The 18,179-nt window shown below is 73.4% G+C and carries 16 protein-coding genes; 5 read left to right on the top strand and 11 right to left on the bottom strand.

The window, feature by feature from the left end; translation table 11 throughout:
- Positions 1-378 precede the first annotated feature (378 nt).
- Both ACGFYV_RS31075 and ACGFYV_RS31080 read right to left on the bottom strand, forming a co-directional pair.
- Positions 379-1,776, bottom strand: coding sequence for an FAD-dependent oxidoreductase (locus ACGFYV_RS31075; protein ID WP_393881844.1), 1,398 nt, complete (start codon positions 1,774-1,776; stop codon positions 379-381).
- A 91-nt stretch (positions 1,777-1,867) separates the two neighbouring features.
- Complete coding sequence (locus ACGFYV_RS31080) at positions 1,868-2,890, bottom strand: DUF4349 domain-containing protein (protein WP_393881845.1); 1,023 nt, start codon at positions 2,888-2,890, stop codon at positions 1,868-1,870.
- Between the two features lie 183 nt (positions 2,891-3,073).
- Between ACGFYV_RS31080 and hemG the strand changes: the two genes are divergently transcribed.
- Positions 3,074-4,558, top strand: coding sequence for a protoporphyrinogen oxidase (gene hemG / locus ACGFYV_RS31085; protein ID WP_393881846.1), 1,485 nt, complete (start codon positions 3,074-3,076; stop codon positions 4,556-4,558).
- Positions 4,559-4,563: 5 nt separating this feature from the next.
- Entirely contained in the window at positions 4,564-5,295 is a 732-nt protein-coding gene (hemQ, locus tag ACGFYV_RS31090) for a hydrogen peroxide-dependent heme synthase (protein WP_393881847.1), read from the top strand.
- 25 nt (positions 5,296-5,320) lie between these two features.
- Here the strand turns inward: hemQ and ACGFYV_RS31095 are convergent, their stop codons facing one another.
- The 9 genes from ACGFYV_RS31095 to zapE all read right to left on the bottom strand — a co-directional run bounded on the left by ACGFYV_RS31095 (position 5,321) and on the right by zapE (position 15,003).
- Complete coding sequence (locus ACGFYV_RS31095) at positions 5,321-6,961, bottom strand: alpha/beta hydrolase (RefSeq protein ID WP_393881848.1); 1,641 nt, start codon at positions 6,959-6,961, stop codon at positions 5,321-5,323.
- 148 nt (positions 6,962-7,109) lie between these two features.
- Positions 7,110-7,913, bottom strand: coding sequence for a TIGR04222 domain-containing membrane protein (locus ACGFYV_RS31100; RefSeq protein ID WP_393881849.1), 804 nt, complete (start codon positions 7,911-7,913; stop codon positions 7,110-7,112).
- 94 nt (positions 7,914-8,007) lie between these two features.
- Positions 8,008-8,739 (bottom strand): DUF4142 domain-containing protein, encoded by a 732-nt coding sequence (locus tag ACGFYV_RS31105; protein ID WP_393881850.1) that lies wholly within the window; start codon positions 8,737-8,739, stop codon positions 8,008-8,010.
- Between the two features lie 220 nt (positions 8,740-8,959).
- On the bottom strand, positions 8,960-10,339 hold the full coding sequence (locus tag ACGFYV_RS31110; protein WP_393881851.1) for a DUF692 domain-containing protein: 1,380 nt from the start codon (positions 10,337-10,339) through the stop codon (positions 8,960-8,962).
- A gap of 168 nt (positions 10,340-10,507) precedes the next feature.
- Positions 10,508-11,224, bottom strand: a complete 717-nt coding sequence (locus ACGFYV_RS31115; protein WP_393881852.1) for a peptidyl-tRNA hydrolase — start codon at positions 11,222-11,224, stop codon at positions 10,508-10,510.
- Between the two features lie 118 nt (positions 11,225-11,342).
- Positions 11,343-12,197, bottom strand: coding sequence for a polysaccharide deacetylase family protein (locus ACGFYV_RS31120; RefSeq protein WP_393881853.1), 855 nt, complete (start codon positions 12,195-12,197; stop codon positions 11,343-11,345).
- Positions 12,198-12,366: 169 nt separating this feature from the next.
- Positions 12,367-12,987 carry a YbhB/YbcL family Raf kinase inhibitor-like protein gene (locus tag ACGFYV_RS31125; RefSeq protein ID WP_393881854.1) on the bottom strand — a complete coding sequence of 207 codons (621 nt, stop codon included), beginning with the start codon at positions 12,985-12,987 and terminating at the stop codon, positions 12,367-12,369.
- 9 nt (positions 12,988-12,996) lie between these two features.
- Positions 12,997-13,797 (bottom strand): slipin family protein, encoded by an 801-nt coding sequence (locus ACGFYV_RS31130; RefSeq protein WP_393881855.1) that lies wholly within the window; start codon positions 13,795-13,797, stop codon positions 12,997-12,999.
- A gap of 102 nt (positions 13,798-13,899) precedes the next feature.
- Positions 13,900-15,003 (bottom strand): cell division protein ZapE, encoded by a 1,104-nt coding sequence (gene zapE / locus ACGFYV_RS31135; protein ID WP_393881856.1) that lies wholly within the window; start codon positions 15,001-15,003, stop codon positions 13,900-13,902.
- Between the two features lie 36 nt (positions 15,004-15,039).
- On the opposite strand from zapE, the gene ACGFYV_RS31140 reads away from it, so the two are divergent.
- From ACGFYV_RS31140 to murC, 3 genes are all read left to right on the top strand, one after another.
- A complete protein-coding gene (locus tag ACGFYV_RS31140) occupies positions 15,040-15,918 on the top strand; it encodes a pyrimidine reductase family protein (protein WP_393881857.1) in 879 nt (292 codons plus the stop codon).
- A 151-nt stretch (positions 15,919-16,069) separates the two neighbouring features.
- The gene (locus ACGFYV_RS31145) at positions 16,070-16,543 is read left to right on the top strand and encodes an indole-3-glycerol phosphate synthase (RefSeq protein ID WP_393881858.1); all 474 of its coding nucleotides are present in this window, start codon (positions 16,070-16,072) and stop codon (positions 16,541-16,543) included.
- A gap of 241 nt (positions 16,544-16,784) precedes the next feature.
- Positions 16,785-18,176 carry a UDP-N-acetylmuramate--L-alanine ligase gene (murC, locus tag ACGFYV_RS31150; protein WP_393881859.1) on the top strand — a complete coding sequence of 464 codons (1,392 nt, stop codon included), beginning with the start codon at positions 16,785-16,787 and terminating at the stop codon, positions 18,174-18,176.
- Positions 18,177-18,179: the final 3 nt, after the last annotated feature.

An 18,179-nucleotide genomic window follows, 5' to 3' on the forward strand; every position in this document is an offset into this window, starting at 1 on the left:
GTTGGATTAGTGCCCAGGACCGGGCGGGTGAACCGGCCGGATCTTCGCTCGCCGGCCGGATCTTCGCCCGCAGGTCGGTTCCGTGCCCGGAGGTCGGTTCTGCGCCCGGAGGTCGGTTTCGCGCCCGCCGGTCGGTTCCGTGCCCGCCGGTCGGTTCTGCGCCCGCCGGTCGGTTTCGCGCCCGCAGGTCGGTTCCGTGCCCGGAGGTCGGTTCCGTGCCCGGAGGTCGGTTCTGCGCCCGGAGGTCGGTTTCGCGCCCGCCGGTCGGTTTCGCGCCCGGAGGTCGGTTCCGTGCCCGCAGGTCGGTTCTGCGCCCGGAGGTCGGTTCCGTGCCCGGAGGTCGGTTCTGCGCCCGCCGGTCGGTTTCGCGCCCGCCGGTCAGTCCCGCTCCCGCACCTTCGGCGCGGCCTTTCGCGCCGCCACCAGAACCGGGTCCCACACCGGGGAGAAGGGCGGCGCGTAGCCGAGGTCCAGGGCCGTCATCTGCTCGACCGTCATCTGCGCGGTCAGCGCCACCGCCGCGATGTCCACCCGCTTGGCCGCGCCCTCCCTGCCGACGATCTGCACGCCGAGCAGCCGGCCGGTGCGGCGTTCGGCGAGCATCTTGACCGTCATCAAGGAGGCGCCGGGGTAGTAGCCGGCGCGGCTGGTGGACTCGACGGTGACGCTCTCGTACCGCAGCCCCACACGGTCGGCGTCCTTCTCGCGCAGGCCGGTGCGGGCGATCTCCAGGTCGCAGACCTTGCTGACCGCGGTGCCGACGACGCCCGGGAAGGTGGCGTAGCCGCCGCCGACGTTGCTGCCGATGACCTGGCCGTGCTTGTTGGCATGGGTGCCCAGCGGGACGTACTGCTCCTGGCCGGAGACCAGGTTCAGCACCTCCACGCAGTCACCGCCCGCCCAGATGTCCTCGTGCCCGCGCACCCGCATCGCGAGGTCGGTGAGCAGGCCGCCGTGGGTGCCGAGGGGCAGGCCCGCCGCGCGCGCGAGGGCGGTCTCGGGGCGCACACCGATGCCGAGGACGACGAGGTCCGCCGGGTACTCGGCGTCCCGCGTGGTCACCGCGCGGACCCGTCCGTCGTCGTGGGTGAGGACCCCGGTGACCTCGGCGTCGTCGACCATCGTGATGCCGAGCCCCTCCATGGCCCGGTGCACCAGCCGGCCCATGTCCGGGTCGAGCGTCGCCATCGGCTCCTTGCCGCGGTTGACGACCGTCACCTCGAAGCCGCGCTGGATCATCGCCTCGGCCATCTCCACGCCGATGTAACCCGCTCCCACGACCACCGCGCGCCGGCCACGCGTGCGTGCGAGCGTGTCCAGGAGGGCCTGCCCGTCGTCCAGGGTCTGCACCCCGTGCACGCCGACGGCGTCGACGCCCGGCATGTCGGGGCGGATCGGGCGGGCGCCGGTCGCGATGACGAGTTTGTCGTACGACGTCCAGGACTCGGCGCCGGAATCGACGTCACGCGTGCGTACCCGCCGCCCGGCCACGTCGATCTCGACGACCTCGGTGCCCATCCGCACGTCGATGGCGCGCTCGCGGTGCTCCTCGGGGGAGCGGGCGATCAGCCGCTCGCGCTCGGGGACGTCGCCGCCCACCCAGTACGGGATCCCGCACGCCGAGAACGACGTGAAGTGCCCGCGCTCGAACGCCACGATCTCCAGCTCGTCCGGCCCCCGCATCCGGCGCGCCTGCGACGCCGCGGACATCCCCGCGGCGTCGCCGCCGATCACGACCAGCCGCTCCCTGCCGTCCCGCTCACCGTGCATGTTCATGCGCACACGCTACGGGCGAAGGCCACGCCGGGTCAGCTCCCAGCTCACCAGTTCCCGCCCACCAGTTCCCGCTCCGTCAGTTCCTGCCCCGTCAGTTCCCGTCGCCGGAGTCCGCGGAATCCGCGGCCGGGGTCCCCGGCGCCGGGCGCGCGTGGGGCAGCGAGCCCAGGGCGGTCGCCGCCGGTGCCGGTGCCGGTGCCGGGCGGCGCGGCAGCCGCGGGCGCACCACACGCCGCCACAGCAGCGCGAGCAGCGCGGCGAGCACCGCGAACGGCAGGACGGCGCCCAGGGCGAGGGCGATCCAGCGCAGCATCGTCACGAACACGTGCCAGCCGCCCGACACGGCGTCCAGGAAGCCCGGCGCCTCGTCCTTCTTCGCGGCCTTGCGCACGGGCTTCTCGGACAGCGACAGGGTGATCGTCGCCAGGCTCGTACGGTCCTTCAGGGACGCCTGCTGGGCGAGCAGCGACTCCAGGTCGGCCTCGCGGCTGCTCAGCTCCCCTTCCAGGGTGACGACGTCGCTCAGCCTGGACGCCCGGTCCATCAGCTCACGGATCCGGGCCACGCTCGCCCGCTGGGACGTGATCCTGCTGTCCACGTCCACGACCTGGTCGGTGACGTCCTGCGCCTTCGCGGTGCGCTCGATCAGCTTGCCGGCGCCCTGGAGGCCGGTGAGGACCTCGTCGTACGCGGAGGCCGGCACGCGCAGCACGACCCGGGTCCGCTCGTGGCCGTCGGGGTCCCGGCTCGTGGTCTCGTCACCGACGTAGCCGCCCGCGTTCTCCGTGGTCGTACGGGCCGCGTCCAGCGCCTTGGGCACGTCCTTGACCTCGACGGTCAGGGAGGCGGTGCGGATGATGGCGTTCGAAGTCAGCCGGGGTGCTTTGCGGGCGGTCCCCCCGGTGTCCGCCTTGCCGCCGGCGGCACCCGCCTGCTGCTCGGCGGCGCCCGCGTGCGGTTGCCCGGCGTCCGCGGCGGACTTCGCGTCGACGCTGCCCGCGTCGCTGCATCCGGCGAGCGCGAGGGAAGCGGCGAGGAGGACCCCGGCGAGGGCCCGGACGGAGCGCGCGGGGCGCAGCGGTCGGGCGGGGCGTACGGGCTGTGATGTGCGCATGGGCGAAACCCCTGATGACGGTGACCTGTGACGCTCCTTCGACGCCGGGGCGGGCGGGAACGTTGGACCGCACCGGTTCCGATGCGGTCACGGTCCGGACTCGTCCCGGACACCGGGCCCGGCAGGGACCGGCACAGGGGTCTGAGAGAAGGGACTGTCACAGGGGTCTGAGAGAGTGGGGGCATGAGCGCAACGGGTACGGGGCATGTCGTCGTCATCGGAGCCGGCGTCGCCGGACTGGCCGCCGCGCACCGGCTGCTGGGGCGCGGCGCGCGCGTGACCGTCCTGGAGGCCTCCGAGCGGGTCGGCGGCAAGCTGCTGCCCGGGGAGATCGCGGGTGTCCGCGTCGACCTGGGCGCCGAGTCGATGCTCGCCCGCCGCCCCGAGGCGGTGGACCTCGCGCGCGAGGCCGGGCTCGGCGACCGGCTGCGGCCCCCGGCCACCGCGAGCGCCTCGATCTGGACGCGCGGCGCCCTGCGCCCCATGCCCAAGGGGCATGTGATGGGCGTCCCCGGCGCCGCCGCCGCCCTGACCGGCGTGCTGTCCGAGGAGGGCCTGACCCGCATCGGGCGCGACGCCGAACTGCCCCGCACGGAGGTCGGCGACGACGTGGCCGTGGGCGAGTACGTGGCGGCGCGCCTCGGCCGCGAGGTCGTCGACCGGCTGGTCGAACCCCTGCTGGGCGGGGTCTACGCGGGCGACGCGTACGCCATCTCGATGCGCTCGGCCGTCCCGCAGCTCTTCCAGGCGGCCCGCATCCACGACTCCCTGACCGCCGCCGTCCGCGACATCCAGGCCAAGGCCGCGGCGAACCCGCAGGACGGCCCGGTGTTCATGGGCATCGAGGGCGGAGTGGGCCGACTCCCGCTCGCCGTCGCCGAGTCGGTGCGGGCACGCGGGGGCGAGATCCTGACCGGGACGCCGGTGCGGGAGCTGCGCCGGGTCGCGGTGACGGCCGGCTCGGGCGCCGACGAGGCGCGGGCCGACGGCGGCTGGCGGGTCGTGGCCGGTGACCGGGTGCTGCACGCGGACGCCGTCGTCCTGGCCGTCCCCGCCCGCGCGGCAGCCGACCTGCTGCGCACCGAGGCCCCGGCCGCCGCGAGCGAACTCGCCGGCGTGGAGTACGCCTCCATGGCTTTGATCACCCTCGCCTACCGCCGCGCCGACCTCGCCCTGCCCGAGGGCAGCGGCTTTCTCGTGCCGCCCGTCGACGGCCGCACCATCAAGGCCTCCACCTTCGCCTCCCAGAAGTGGGGCTGGATCGCCGAGGAGAACCCGGACGTGGTGGTGCTGCGCACCTCCGTGGGCCGGCACCACGAGACCGAGGTGCTCCAGCGCGAGGACGCCGAGCTGGTCGGCATCTCCCGGCACGACCTCGGCGAGGCCACCGGCCTGGCCGCCGTCCCCCTCGCGACCCGCGTCACCCGGTGGACCGACGGGCTGCCCCAGTACCCGGTGGGCCACCACGCGCGCGTGGCCCGCGTCCGCGCGCACGTCGCCGCGCTGCCGGGCCTCGCGGTGTGCGGCGCGCAGTACGACGGCGTCGGGATCCCCGCCTGCATCGCGAGCGCGTACGCCGCGGTGGACCAGCTGGCGGGCGACGTCACGGGCGTCGAGGCGCTGACGGCCCACCCGGTGCAGAGCCTGCACGGCGGAGCGGGAGAATAGGGACCATGAGTGACGACGCCTCCACCACCGAGTCCGGCAGGATCCCGAACAAGGGCAAGCTGGCCAAGGACCTCAACGAGGTCATCCGCTACACCCTGTGGTCGGTCTTCAAGCTGAAGGACGTGCTGCCCGAGGACCGCGCGGGTTACGCCGACGAGGTCCAGGAGCTGTTCGACCAGCTCGCCGCCAAGGACGTGACGATCCGCGGTACCTACGACCTGTCCGGTCTGCGCGCCGACGCCGACCTGATGATCTGGTGGCACGCCGAGACCAGCGACCAGCTGCAGGAGGCCTACAACCTCTTCCGCCGCACCCGGCTCGGCCGTGCCCTGGAGCCGGTGTGGTCGAACATGGCGCTGCACCGCCCCGCCGAGTTCAACCGCTCGCACATCCCGGCCTTCCTCGCCGACGAGACGCCCCGCGACTACGTCAGCGTCTACCCGTTCGTGCGCTCCTACGACTGGTACCTGCTGCCGGACGAGGACCGCCGCCGCATGCTCGCCGACCACGGCAAGATGGCCCGCGGCTACCCGGACGTGCGCGCCAACACGGTCGCCTCGTTCTCCCTCGGCGACTACGAATGGGTCCTGGCCTTCGAGGCCGACGAACTGCACCGCATCGTCGACCTCATGCGCCACCTGCGCGGCTCCGAGGCCCGCATGCACGTCCGCGAAGAGGTGCCCTTCTTCACCGGCCGCCGCAAGTCCGTCGCGGACCTGGTCGCCGAGCTCGCATAGCAGGCCAGCGGCGCCTGGGCCCGGCCTAGGCGCCCTCGCCCTTGCCCTTCAGGGAGTCCCTGATGGTCTGCTGGGTGGTGCGGTCGGCCGTGGTGGCCGGCTGGGGTTGCGGGTGCGGTGCGCAGGAGGCGTGCCGCGCCGGGAGGCGGCCCTCCAGCAGGTAGGCGTCCAGGTGGGCGTTGACGCAGGTGTTCGGGCCGCCGCCGATCCCGTGGGTGCCCGCGTCCCGCTCGGTCACCAGTACCGAGCCGGCCAGCCGGCGGTTCATCTCCAGCGCCCCGGCGTACGGCGTGGCCGCGTCCCGCTCGGCCGCCAGGATCAGCACCGGCGGCAGTTCACCCGGACCGGTCCGCACGTCCACCGGCCGCTGCCGGGGCGCCGGCCAGTAGGCGCACGGCAGGTTCGCGAACGCGTTGTCCCAGGTCTCGAAGGGCGCCACGCGCGCGAGGCGGGTGTTGTCGCGGTCCCACACCGCCCAGTCCGTCGGCCAGGACGCGTCGTTGCACTCGACGGCCGTGTAGACCGCGCTGCCGTTCTCCGATTCGGTGGCCGTCTCCGGGCTCGGCCCGGCCAGCCGGACCAGGGGCTTCGGGTCCCCCTTCAGGTAGGCCGACAGCGCGGCGGCCCGGCTCGGCCAGAAGTCGTCGTAGTACCCGGCCGTCAGGAACGCGTTGTGCAGCTGACCGGGACCGACCGTCCCGGCCGCCGCCTTCGTGGCCAGCCGGGCACTCGCGGTGTCGTAACTGCGCTGTACCCCCGCCGCCGTGGCGCCGAGTCCGTACACGTCGTCGTGGCGGGCGATCCACTCGCGGAAGTCCGTCCAGCGGTCCTCGAACGCGGCCGACTGGTCGAGGTTGTCGCGGTACCAGACCTGGGCCGGGTCCGGGTTCACCGCCGAGTCCAGCACCATGCGCCGCAGATGCGAGGGGAACAGCGTGGCGTACAGCGCGCCGATGTAGGTGCCGTACGACGCCCCGACGAACGTCAGCCGGCTCTCCCACAGCGCGGCCCGCAGGACGTCCAGGTCACGGGCGTTGTTGACGGAGTTGTAGAACCGCAGCCCGCTGCCCGACCGCGCGGCGCAGCCGCGTGCGTACGCCTTCGCCTCCGTGACGCGCTGTCGCTTGTACGCCTCGGTGGGATGCGCGGGCGCCTGCGTGGGCGCCTTGAAGAAGTGCTTGGGGTCCACGCAGGACAGCGGGGCCGAACGGTCCACCCCGCGCGGGGCGTACCCGACCAGGTCGTAGGCCGCGGCGATCCGCTTCCACTCGGGCAGCACGCCGATCATCGGGAAGTTCATGCCGGAGGCGCCGGGGCCGCCCGGGTTGTAGACGAGGGCGCCCTGCCGGGGCACCTTCCGCTTGCTGTTGCGCGGGTCCTTCTGCGTGGCCCGCATCCGGCTGACCGTCAGCTCGATCTGCTTGCCGTAGGGGTGCGCGTAGTCGAGCGGGACGCGTACGGTGCCGCAGCGCATGCCGGCCGGTGCCTCCTGGACGGCCGGGCAGGCGCCGAACGTGATGCCGTCGGCGTGGGCGCGCGCGGCGGCGACGGCGGTCCCGCGCGCCTCGGCCGCAGCGGGCGCGTTGCTCGATGGTGCCGCGGGTGTCGCGGCCAGGGTGGTCAGGAGCAGGGAACCGGCGGCCGAGTAGAGGACGGCAGCTCTCATCGCGTATCCCTTCGGTGCACGGCGGCGATGGCACGGCTGCCACGGCCCGGCAACAACAAAAGGGATGTTTCGTATGGTTGTCGGCGAAGGCAAGCACCGTCCGGTCGGTGTCGGCCTCAATGCCCCCGATGCGCCCCCGGGGCAACCCTCACCCGCGCATGCGCTCGTCGCGGTGGGTGAAGGCGGCCCGCAGCTCCGGCTCGCCCGTCGCGCGCACGCCCCGCACGGCGACGGCGGTGAGGAAGGAGCGCTCGTCGCCGCGCCCGGACCGCTGCCGGGTCAGGGCACCGAGCAGCCGTAGCCCCGCCGGGGAGGCCCAGGGCGAGTACGGGTGGACCTCGACCCGGGCGATGGCCAGGCAGCTCAGGGTCAGGACGAGGGGCAGCGCGAACCACAGGGCGACCAGGGTGCGCGGCACCACGGTCTGAGCGGGCATCAGCAGCGCGGTCACGCCCAGCGCGAGCACGGCCACCGCGGCGGCCCGCACCTGGCGGATCCCGGCCGCCACGGTCGTCCGCGCGCCGTCGGGCACGGCGAGCCCGGCGCGTACGAGCCCGTCGGCGAGCCTGCGTACGGCCTCGGCGCCGGCCGCGGCGGTGCGCACCGGAGCGATCCGGGACTGGCCCTCGGGTCCGATCGCCCCTATGACCGACTGCTCCATCTCGTCGCGGCCACGCGGGTCCACCACCGTGGCCCAGCCGGTGTGCGCGAGCAGCAGCCGCCGCTGCCGGGCCATGGACACCATGGTCAGGTCGGCGACCCGGGTGGGGCCGCCGGACAGGAACGCCGCCTCGTACAGCGTCAGTTCGCGCCGTGTCGCCTCGGATCCCAGGTCCGCCGCCAGCGCCGCGTCCCGGTCCGCGGCCGTCGAGCGGACCGCTGCCAGGCACAGCCGGGTGCAGGCGATGCAGGTGAACGCCCAGGCGAGAAGCAGCAGAAGGACCCAGAACATGACGCGTTTGTATGCCAGTGGCCGGGGAAACGCCATGCCCTGTTCACTATCCGGACAGAGTGTTGTGAGTATGTGACGTTCCGTTTTTCCGTGGTCAAGGGGTGCCGGACGGGGGCGGCCCGACCGGGACGGCGGCGGACGGGTCGACCGCGGGAGGCGGGGGAACGGGTGAGGGGGACGCCGCCAAGTCCCGTGCGAGCGCGGAGAAGTCGACGTATCCCGTCGCCTCCAGGATCTTGATGTGGTCCAGCACGGTCGTGTTGGCGTCGTCGGCGAGATCGCGGACCAGCGAGTTCTGGGTGCCGGCGCGGACCTGGGCGACCAGCGAGAACACCCGGCCGTGCGCGAGGCGCAGGATGCCGGTGAACTTCCGGTCGAAGTCCTGGCCCTGTGCGGATTCCAGGGTGTCCAGCCACTGCTTCTGCTGCGCGTTGGGCTCGTTGGGCAGGGGCACGCCGAGGCGGCCGGCGACGAGGCGGACGTGCGTGTCGAGGGAGGTGTGCCCGTCGACCAGGTGCCGACCCGCTTCGCGTACGGCGGGCGTGGTCCCCTTGCGCAGGGCCAACTGGCCGGCGGGCAGCTCCCAGAGCCCCGCGAGGCGGACCTTGGTGACGAAGTCCCGGTCCTGCGCGGACAGCGGACCGTACGGGGTCGTCACGGTCTGGGCGCTCAGCGTGCTCGCGCCCGCCGGGTCCGCCGCGTTCGGCCGGCCGGCGTACGCCCACAGGGGTACGAGCAGCGCGACGGCCGTCGCCGCGAGAGCCGTGACGATGAGCCCGGTACCGGTGAATATGCCTCGGCCCTGGATGCGGGGTCGCGGTCGCATGGTGCCTCCTGCACCGCACTCCGTGTGCGTGGGTGCGGGCTGGCATATTACTGCGGAGTTGGGTGGGGCAGTTTTCGGGTGTGGGTGTGGGTGTGGCTGTGGGTGGGTGGGGGCTGATCGCGCGGTTCCTCGCGCCCCTGGGGAGTTGGCGGTGCCGCCAGCCGCATGGGCGCCGTCGGTGAGCGAACCTGCCTTCACGGCCACCGCGCCGGGTGCCCGGTCATCCCCTTCGCTGAAGTACCCTGCGTGCCGCTCGTGCGGCCAGGCTCCGGGGGCGCGGGGCGGGGCCGGAGCGGTCCAGCCACCAGGTGTGGAGGCGGCGGCGCGCTCTCGCGTCCGTCGGCCGGCCGGCCTTCAGCAGCTGTGCGGCGAAGTCCAGCGCGTCCTGGCGGTACCCGCCGCGCATCGGCCGTTCCCGCGCGTACGCGAGGAACAGCTCCCGGTACCCGTCGTCGAGGATCACCGGCAGTTCCGGCGCCACCTTGGCCACCACACCCGCCCGCTTCGCCGCGAGCGCACGCGCCTGCACCCGCATCCGGACACGGTCGAACCCCTCGGGCACCGGCGTCCCGGCCACCAGGCAGGACAGCACGGCGGCCTGCGCGACACCGAGCCGCTGGCGGGCCCGCGGGGGCGCCAGGACGGCGACGCCGCGTGCTCGGGCCGGGCCGGCCGCCGAGGCCTGGTCGGCGGGCGCCGTGGTGGGTGCCTTGGCGGGCGGCGTGGTGGATGCCGTGGTGGGCGGCGAAGTGGGCGGCGGGGTCTGCCAGGAATGTCCGGCGGCGTCCACCGCTCGGCGGACGGCCTCCAACTCGGCCGTCAGCTCGGCGGGTTCGGGGAAGTTCTCGTCCCTCTCCAGCAGGACCCCGGGCGGTGCGACCCGGGAGGCGAGGTCGGAGAGGATGTCGAGGACCGGGCGGGGCACCGGGTGGGCGTGGCTGTCGTGCCAGACGCCGTCCCGTTCGAAGCCGCCGGCGACATGGACGTACGCGAGGGCCTCCAGCGGGAGTTCACCGAGCGCCTCGGCCGGGTCCTCACCCCGGTTGACGTGGTTGGTGTGCAGGTTGGCCACGTCGACGAGGAGCCGGGCGCCGGTCCGTTCGGCCAGCTCGTACAGGAACTGTCCCTCGGTCATCTCCTCGTCCGGCCAGGAGAAGAGCGCGGCGATGTTCTCCAGGGCCAGCGGCACCGGCAGCGCGTCCTGCGCGATGCGCACGTTCTCGCACAGCACGTCGAGGGCGTCCCGGGTGCGCGGCACGGGCAGCAGATGGCCCGCCTCCAGCTGCGGGGACGCGGTGACCGCGCCACCCGCCCGGACGAACGCGATGTGCTCGGTGACGAGTGGCGCGCCCAGCGCCTCCACCCGCTCGGCGAGCGCCGCCAGGCGCCCCGCGTCGGGCGGCTCCGCACCGCCGAGGCCGAGGGAGACGCCGTGCGGGATCACGGTCACCCCGCGCTCGCGCAGCCGTACCAGCGATTCCGGGAGGCGGCCGGGGCAGACGTTCTCCGCCACGACCTCCACCCAGTCGATGCCCGGCATGTTCTCCACGGCGTCCGCGATCTCCGGCCGCCAGCCGATCCCCGTGCCCAGTCGCTCCATGGCCCGTCCCCCTGCCTGTGAATGACGGGGGTATGGCCCGGTCGGCCGCTCCCGAATCCCCGCACCCGCGCCTTCAGAGCAACATTTGAGGTTCCCCGGTTCCTGGTTCCCGGTGTTCCCGGTGTTCCCGGGGTTCCGGTTCCCGCCCGGCCGCGGCTCCGCGGACGGTCAGCGCAGCGCGGGGTGGTCGGCGACCACCGTGCTGGAGCCCGGGGCGATCTCCGTGAAGCCCGCGTCGCGGACCAACGGCAGGCCGCTGCCGGTCAGTCGAGGCCAGTCGGCGGGATCGGCGGTGCGGACGGCCAGCGGGAAGCCGGCCTCGCGCCATGCGGCGCGCGCTTCGTCGTCCAGCGCCCACCAGGCCAGCTGGGCGCCGTGCCCGGCCTGGGCCATCGCCTTGCCGGCCGACATGTCCAGTTCGGGGTTCAGCCACAGGACGGGCTGCGCGGGGTCGGCGCCGGCGGGCGGCTCCGGGTCGTCCAGGTCGGTGCCGGACACCTGGAGCTTCGCCAGGTCCTTGGGCCAGCCGTCCAGCGGGACCGGCGGGAAGACCCGTACCTCGGCGGACTTGCCGGTCACCGTGATCCCGGGCAGCGCCTCGGCCCGCCGCCACTCGGCGCCCCGGGCGCGGCGTACGACCTTGCGGATCCGCGCGTCCTCCCAGTTCCGTACGGCCGCGGCCCATTCACCGTCGCCGAGCGCCCGCTCGTCGCCGAGCAGCAGGAGCACGGCGCGCGCGGCGGTCTCCAGGGCGTCGGTGCGGGCGGGCGGAGCGCTCCGCTCGATCCGCACGACGAGCGGGAGCACGAACTGCGGCGCCTCGTCGCGGGCGTTGCGCTCGTCCTGGAAGGGGCTGTCACCGGGGGCGTCTGGAAGCTGGCTCACGAGGGCAACCCTACGAGCCGTCCGCCCGGACCGGACACGCCGGTCCGGGCGGACGGTCCCGGCGGGGACGGTCCGGGCGGGGAGGGCCAGCTGTGGGGACGGTCGGTGGTGGGGACGGTCAGCGGTGGCCGTTCGTCTCGCCGATCAGGTCGGAGACCTTCACGAACCGGTAGCCCTGCTTGCGCAGTTGCGGCACCACCGTGCGGACGACCTGTTCGGTGGTCGGGGCGGCGCTGCGGGTGCAGTGCATGATGACCACCGACCCCGGCTTCACGCCGTCCATCACCTGCCGGGCGACCGCGTCCGCGTTCGTGGCGAACGCGTCACCGCTGACCACGTCCCACTGCACCGCGGTGACCCCGACCGAGGTGAGCGTACGCAGTGCCTGCTGGTCGTAACAGCCGCCCGGGAAGCGGAAGTACGGCATCGGGTTGTCCACGCCCGCCTTGCGCAGGGACGTGTACGCCCGCTCGACGTCCGAGCGCATCCGGTCCGGTGACATGGTCGGCAGGCCGTAGCACTCGGGGGTGAACGCGTAGTGGCTGTAGGAGTGGTTGGCCACCTCGAACTGGGGGTCGTGGCCGAGGGAGCGGGCCTGGGCGGGGTACTGGTCGGCCCACCGGCCAGTCATGAAGATCGTCGCCGGCACCTTCAATGTGCGCAGGGTGCCGATGAGTTCGGGGTTGTCGAAGTGCTCGCCGGCCGCGGCGCGTGGCCCTTCGTCGGCGGTCATGTCGGCGTCGAAGGTCAGCGCGACGGTCTTGCCCCGGTCGCGCGGCCCGTGTTCGAACACCGGGGTCAGGCCGCCGGGGCCCGGGGTGAGGGTCGGCGGGTGGGAGGCGGACGGGGACGGGGTGGCGGCGTGCCCGGCGTGTGCCGGGCGCACGGTGCCGGAGTCGCCCGCGGAACCGCAGGCGGCGAGGGTCGCGCCGAGGGCGCAGACGGCGGCGGTACGGCGTACATGTGCAGTCACCGTATGAAAATAGGACTAATGGATTGTTTGTATGACTATCTGACCGCGAGCGTGGCCGTACGGTCACCCGAGCGGCGGTCGGCCCGGCGGTCGGTTCAGGGGTCGGTCCGGCGGTCGGTTCAGGGGGAGTGGGCGCCCCAGGGGGGTCAGGGCCAGGGGCGGCGCTTGCTCATCGGTCGGTGGTGTCGCGTCCGTAGCGTCCCGTCAGCGTGCCGCTCGCGAGCGTGTGTCCCGACAGGTCGCGCCGGAGGTCCTCGGCCGTGGCGTCAGGGGCGAGGTCCGGGCGGTGGTCGGTGGCGTACACCGTGAGGACGTAGCGGTGGGGCCGGTCGCCCCGGGGCGGGCAGGGGCCGCGGTAGCCCGTCGTGCGGAAGTCGTTGCGGCCCTCGGTCGCCCCCTTGGGGTGCTCGCCGGCGACGAGGCGGGTGGTGTGCGGGTCGATGTCCCACACCAGCCAGTGCGTGAAGGTGCCGCGCGGGGCGTCGGAGTCCTGCAGTGTGAAGGCGAGGCTGCTGGTCCCCCCGGGAACGCCGCCGATCGCGAGCGGGGGCGAGACGTTCTCGCCGTCGCAGGTGAGCAGGCGGGGGATGGTGCCGCCGTCGACGAAGGCGGTGCTCATCACCGTGAGCCGATGCCCCGCGGAGGCGGAGGCGGGGGCGGAAGCGGAAGTGGAGTCGGAGACGGAGGGCGCGGGGGAGGAGGGTGCGGGGGACGTGCCGCCGCCGTCCCCGCACCCCGCTGCCACGGCCGTCGCCGCCACGGCCACGGCCACCAGCCAACCTGTGCGCATGCCCGCACGCTACCCGGGACGAGCCGCTCGCTCACCGTTCGGCGCGGGCAGTTGAGGCGCCTTTTCCAGGAAGCGCAGCAGCTCCACCGGGATGGGCAGCACCAGGGTCGAGTTCTTCTCGGCCGCCACCGCCATGACCGTCTGCAGCAGCCGCAGCTGGAGCGCGGCCGGGGTGTCGGACATCTGCTGCGCGGCCTCGGCCAGCTTCTTGGAGGCCTGCAGCTCGGCGTCGGCGTTGATGATCCGGGCCCGGCGTTCCCGGTCGGCCTCGGCCTGGCGGGCCATGGACCGCTTCATGGTGTCCGGCAGGGAGACGTCCTTGATCTCCACCCGGTCGACCTGGATGCCCCAGCCGACGGCCGGGCTGTCGAGCATCAGCTCCAGGCCCTGGTTGAGCTTCTCCCGGTTGGAGAGCAGGTCGTCCAGGTCGCTCTTGCCGATGATCGAGCGCAGCGAGGTCTGGGCCATCTGGGAGACCGCGAACTTGTAGTCCTCGACCTTCACCAGCGCGCTGATCGGGTCGACCACCCGGAAGTAGACGACCGCGTCCACGCGCACGGTGACGTTGTCGCGGGTGATGCCCTCCTGGGCCGGGATCGGCATGGTCACGATCTGCATGTTGATCTTGTTCAGCCGGTCCACGAACGGGATCACCAGATTCAGGCCCGGCGTCCTTACGTCTCCGCTGACCCGGCCGAGCCGGAACAGCACACCCCGTTCGTACTGCTTGACGACCCGCGCGGCCATCGCCAGGTAGACGACGCCTACGGAACCGAGTGCCGCCAGGGCACCCAACAGGTCCTGGAGCATGACGGCCTCCTCATGGAGAGGTCCGCGTATTGTGTCCGCTGTTGTGACGATAGTAACGATAGTTCCGAGCCGGGCCCGAAGCCTACTGGGTGACGAGGTCTTCTACGAGGTGACGAGGGCCTTCGCGTCCCGGGCCAGCGCGGTGAGCCGGGATATCGCGCGGAAGTACTTCTTGCGGTAGCCGCCGTTCAGCATCTCCTCGCTGAACAGCTGGTCGAAGGGCACCCCCGAGGCCAGCACCGGGACCTCGCGGTCGTACAGGCGGTCCGCCAGCACCACGAGCCGCAGTGCCGTCGACTGGTCAGGCACCGGCCGTACATCGGTCAGGCACACCGCCCTGACCCCGTCGGTGAGGGCGCCGTAGCGGCTCGGGTGCACCCGGGCCAGGTGCTCCAGCAGATGCGGGAAGTCGTCGAGCGAGGCGCCGTCGGTCGTGTACGCCGCCTTCGTCACCTGCTCGTCGGAGAAGGGTGCCGGGGCCTCGGGCAGGCCGCGGTGGCGGTAGTCCTCGCCGTCGATGCGCAGCGGGCGGAAGTGGGCGGACAGGCCCTGGATCTCGCGCAGGAAGTCGGCGGCGGCGAACCGGCCCTCGCCCAGCTTGCCGGGCAGCGTGTTGGAGGTGGCCGCGAGCGCGACACCGGCGTCGACCAGCTTGCCGAGCAGGGTGGAGACGAGCACGGTGTCCCCCGGGTCGTCCAGCTCGAACTCGTCGATGCACAGCAGGCTGTGCCCGGACAGCGTCTGCACCGTCTGCTGGAAGCCGAGGGCGCCCACCAGGTTGGTCAGCTCCACGAAGGTGCCGAACGCCTTGCGGGAGGGCTCGGCCGGGGTGGCGTGCCAGAGGGAGGCGAGCAGGTGGGTCTTGCCGACGCCGTAGCCGCCGTCGAGGTAGACGCCGCGCGGGCCGGCGGGCGTCCTGGGGGCCTTCGCCCGGCCGAATCCGAAGAAGCCGCGCTTGCCGGTGCCGGAGGCGTGCGCGCCGCCGAGCCCGGCCGCGAAGCCGTCCAGGACCTGGACGGCCTCGCTCTGGCTGGGCTGGTTCGGGTCCGGGATGTAGGTGGCGAAGCGCACCGAGTCGAACCGCGGCGGCGGCACCATCTCGGCGACCAGGCGGTCGGCGGGGACGCGCGGCTCGCGCTCGCACAGGGACAGCGGGCCCGCGTCGGTCAGGGGAGCGGGACCGGAGGCGGTGGTGGAGGACGACACGGTTACCCATGCTAAGCGCCGTGTCACACTGCCAGAATGCGACGCCTGTTCCCTGTGACGTACGAAACAGCAGCCGGGGCCCCCGGTGAGACAGCAGCCGAGGTCTCCGGTGAGGGTGCGCGAGGCGAGGGGGTGGGGCGGGAGCGGACCTTCGCGGAGGGCCGGGAGTGGACCTTCGCGGAGGGCCGGGAGTGGACCTTCGCGGAGCTGGCCGCCGCCTACGCCTACCCCGAGCCCGCCCCCGGCGGTCCCGGGTCCTGGCTGCGGGCCAACATGGTCTCCACGCTGGACGGCGCCGCCCAGCACGACGGGCGCTCCCAGGCCATCTCCTCGGCCGCCGACATGCGGATCTTCGGCACGCTCCGGGCGCTCGCGGACGTCGTCCTCGTCGGCGCGGAAACGGTTCGGCAGGAGGGGTACCGGCCCGCACGCGAGCGCGCGGACGCCGCCGAGGCCCGCAAGGCGGCGGGGCAGGGCCCGGTACCGGCGATCGCGATCGTCACCGAAGGCCTGGACCTGGACTTCTCGCTGCCGCTGTTCACCTCGCCCCTGGTGCCCACGCTCATCCTGACCGGCGCCGCCGCGCCCGCGGACCGGGTCGCCGCGGCCGAGCGGGCCGGCGCCCGGGTGATCGTCGCCGGTGACGGCACGGCCGTCGACCCCGCCCGCGCGGTGGCCGCCCTCACCGGCCTTGGCCACACCCGGCAGCTCACCGAGGGCGGCCCCCGGCTGCTCGGCCGGCTGGTGGCGGCGGGTCTGCTGGACGAGCTGTGCCTGACCCTCTCGCCGACGCTCACCGCGGGGGACGCGCAGCGGATCGCCGGGGGGCCGTCGGTGACGGTCCCGCGCCGCTTCGAACTCGCGTTCCTGCTGGAAGAGGACGGATTTCTGTTCGGTCGTTACCGGCGCACCTGAAACAGCGGAATCTGTCGTTCCGTTTAATGTCCGGCGGGCACACTTAGTCCGGCAGTACCCGTGCGATCACGGGGCAGGATGGTTTCCTCAGGTCTGACCGGGCCTATGAGGACAGCGGGTCCGACGGGCCCCTCAAGGAGAAGAGGCGCGGGTGTTCACAAGCGTTCTGATGATCGAGAAGGCGTTGACGTCCGCCGACGTGGAGTTCGTCACCACCTTGCACGGAGACGAGCAGGTGGCCTTCCACGTGCTGCTCCAGCCGCGCGGCGACCAGGCGGACCGCCTGCTGCGGGCCATCGACGACATCGCGCTCGGCGAACTCGACGAAGCCGTCCACGAGGGCGGGACACCGGAGGGGCAGGCGGCGCGGAGCATGGGGGAGCAGGCGCTGGACGTCTCCGTGCAGGCCCTGCGGGCGGCGGGAAGCCAGGCGCAGGGGCGGCTGGTCGAGGACCATCCGCTGGACGCGCTGAAGGGGCTGGTCGCCGAGGTGGGGGCGGACGAGGTGATCGTGCTGACCGATCCGCACTATGTGGAGGAGTTCTTCCACCGGGACTGGGCGTCGCGGGCGCGGCACAGGGTGGGGGTGCCGGTGCTGAAGCTCTTCTCGCACAGCAAGGCCTGATCGCCGCGCGGTCCGGGGAGCGCCGGCGGGTGCGGGTGCGGGTGCGGGTGCGGGTGCGGGTGCGGGTGCGGGTGCCGGTGTGGGTGCGGTGGCGTCGGCGGGTGCGGGTCCGTCCTGGTTGCCCGCGCGGTTCCCCGCGCCCCTCGGGCAAGCGGCGCTCGCCCTCGTTGCGAGGAGCCCGGTGCCTCAGCGCATAGGCTAGGCCCGCTCAGCCTCGTACCGGAATCTTGGGGAGAACCACATGGCACCCGGCCTTCCTGCCGCCATGGACCGACCGCACTTCATCGGCATCGGCGGAGCCGGGATGTCGGGCATCGCCAAGATCCTCGCGCAGCGTGGTGCGAAGGTGGCGGGCAGCGACGCCAAGGACTCGGCGACCGCCGAGGCGCTGCGGGCGCTCGGCGTGAGCGTGCACATCGGGCACGCCGCCGGGCACCTGGCGGACGACGCCGGCTGTGTCGTGGTGTCGTCCGCGATCCGGCAGGACAACCCGGAGCTGGTCCGCGCCGCCGAACTCGGGATCCCGGTGGTGCACCGGTCCGACGCGCTGGCCGCGCTGATGCGGGGGCTGCGCCCGATCGCCGTGGCGGGCACGCACGGCAAGACCACGACCACCTCCATGCTCGCCGTCTCCCTCGGCGAGCTGGGCCTCGCGCCGTCGTACGCCATCGGCGGCGACCTGGACGCGCCCGGCTCGAACGCGCAGCACGGCGAGGGCGAGATCTTCGTCGCCGAGGCGGACGAGTCGGACCGCAGCTTCCACACGTACGCGCCCGAGGTCGCCATCGTCCTCAACGTCGAGCTGGACCACCACGCGAACTACGCGTCGATGGACGAGATCTACGAGTCCTTCGAGACCTTCGCCGGGAAGATCGTGCCCGGCGGCACGCTGGTGATCTCCGCCGACCACGAGGGCGCCCGCGAGCTGACCCGCCGGCTCGGCGGTTCGGTGCGGACCGTGACGTACGGGGCGGCCGAGGACGCCGACGTGCGGGTCCTGTCCGTCGTGCCGCAGGGGCTCAAGAGCCAGGTCACCGTGGTGCTGGACGGGCAGGAGCTGACCTTCACGGTCTCCGTCCCCGGTCGGCACTACGCGCACAACGCCGTCGCCGCGCTCGTCGCCGGCGTCGCCCTCGGCATCCCGGCCGCCGAGCTGGCGCCCGCGATCGCCGCCTACACCGGCGTCAAGCGGCGCCTGCAGCTCAAGGGCGAGGCGGCCGGCGTCCAGGTGATCGACTCCTACGCCCACCACCCGACCGAGATGACCGCCGACCTGGAGGCCATGCGGGCCGCCGCCGGCGACGCCCGGATCCTCGTCGTCTTCCAGCCGCACCTGTTCTCCCGCACCCAGGAACTGGGCAAGGAGATGGGGCAGGCGCTGGCCCTCGCCGACGCCTCCGTGGTGCTCGACATCTACCCGGCCCGCGAGGACCCGATCCCCGGGGTGACCAGCGAGCTGATCATCGACGCCGCGCGCGCCGCGGGCGCCGACGTCACGGCCGTGTCCGACAAGGCGGAGATCCCCGAGGCGATCGCGGGAATGGCGAAGCCCGGCGATCTCGTTCTCACCATGGGCGCGGGCGACGTGACCGACCTGGGCCCACGGATCCTGGATCGCCTGTCACAGAACTGAGGG

It is taken from the genome of Streptomyces sp. NPDC048297 (genome assembly GCF_043201585.1).
Taxonomy (GTDB): Bacteria; Actinomycetota; Actinomycetes; order Streptomycetales; family Streptomycetaceae; genus Streptomyces.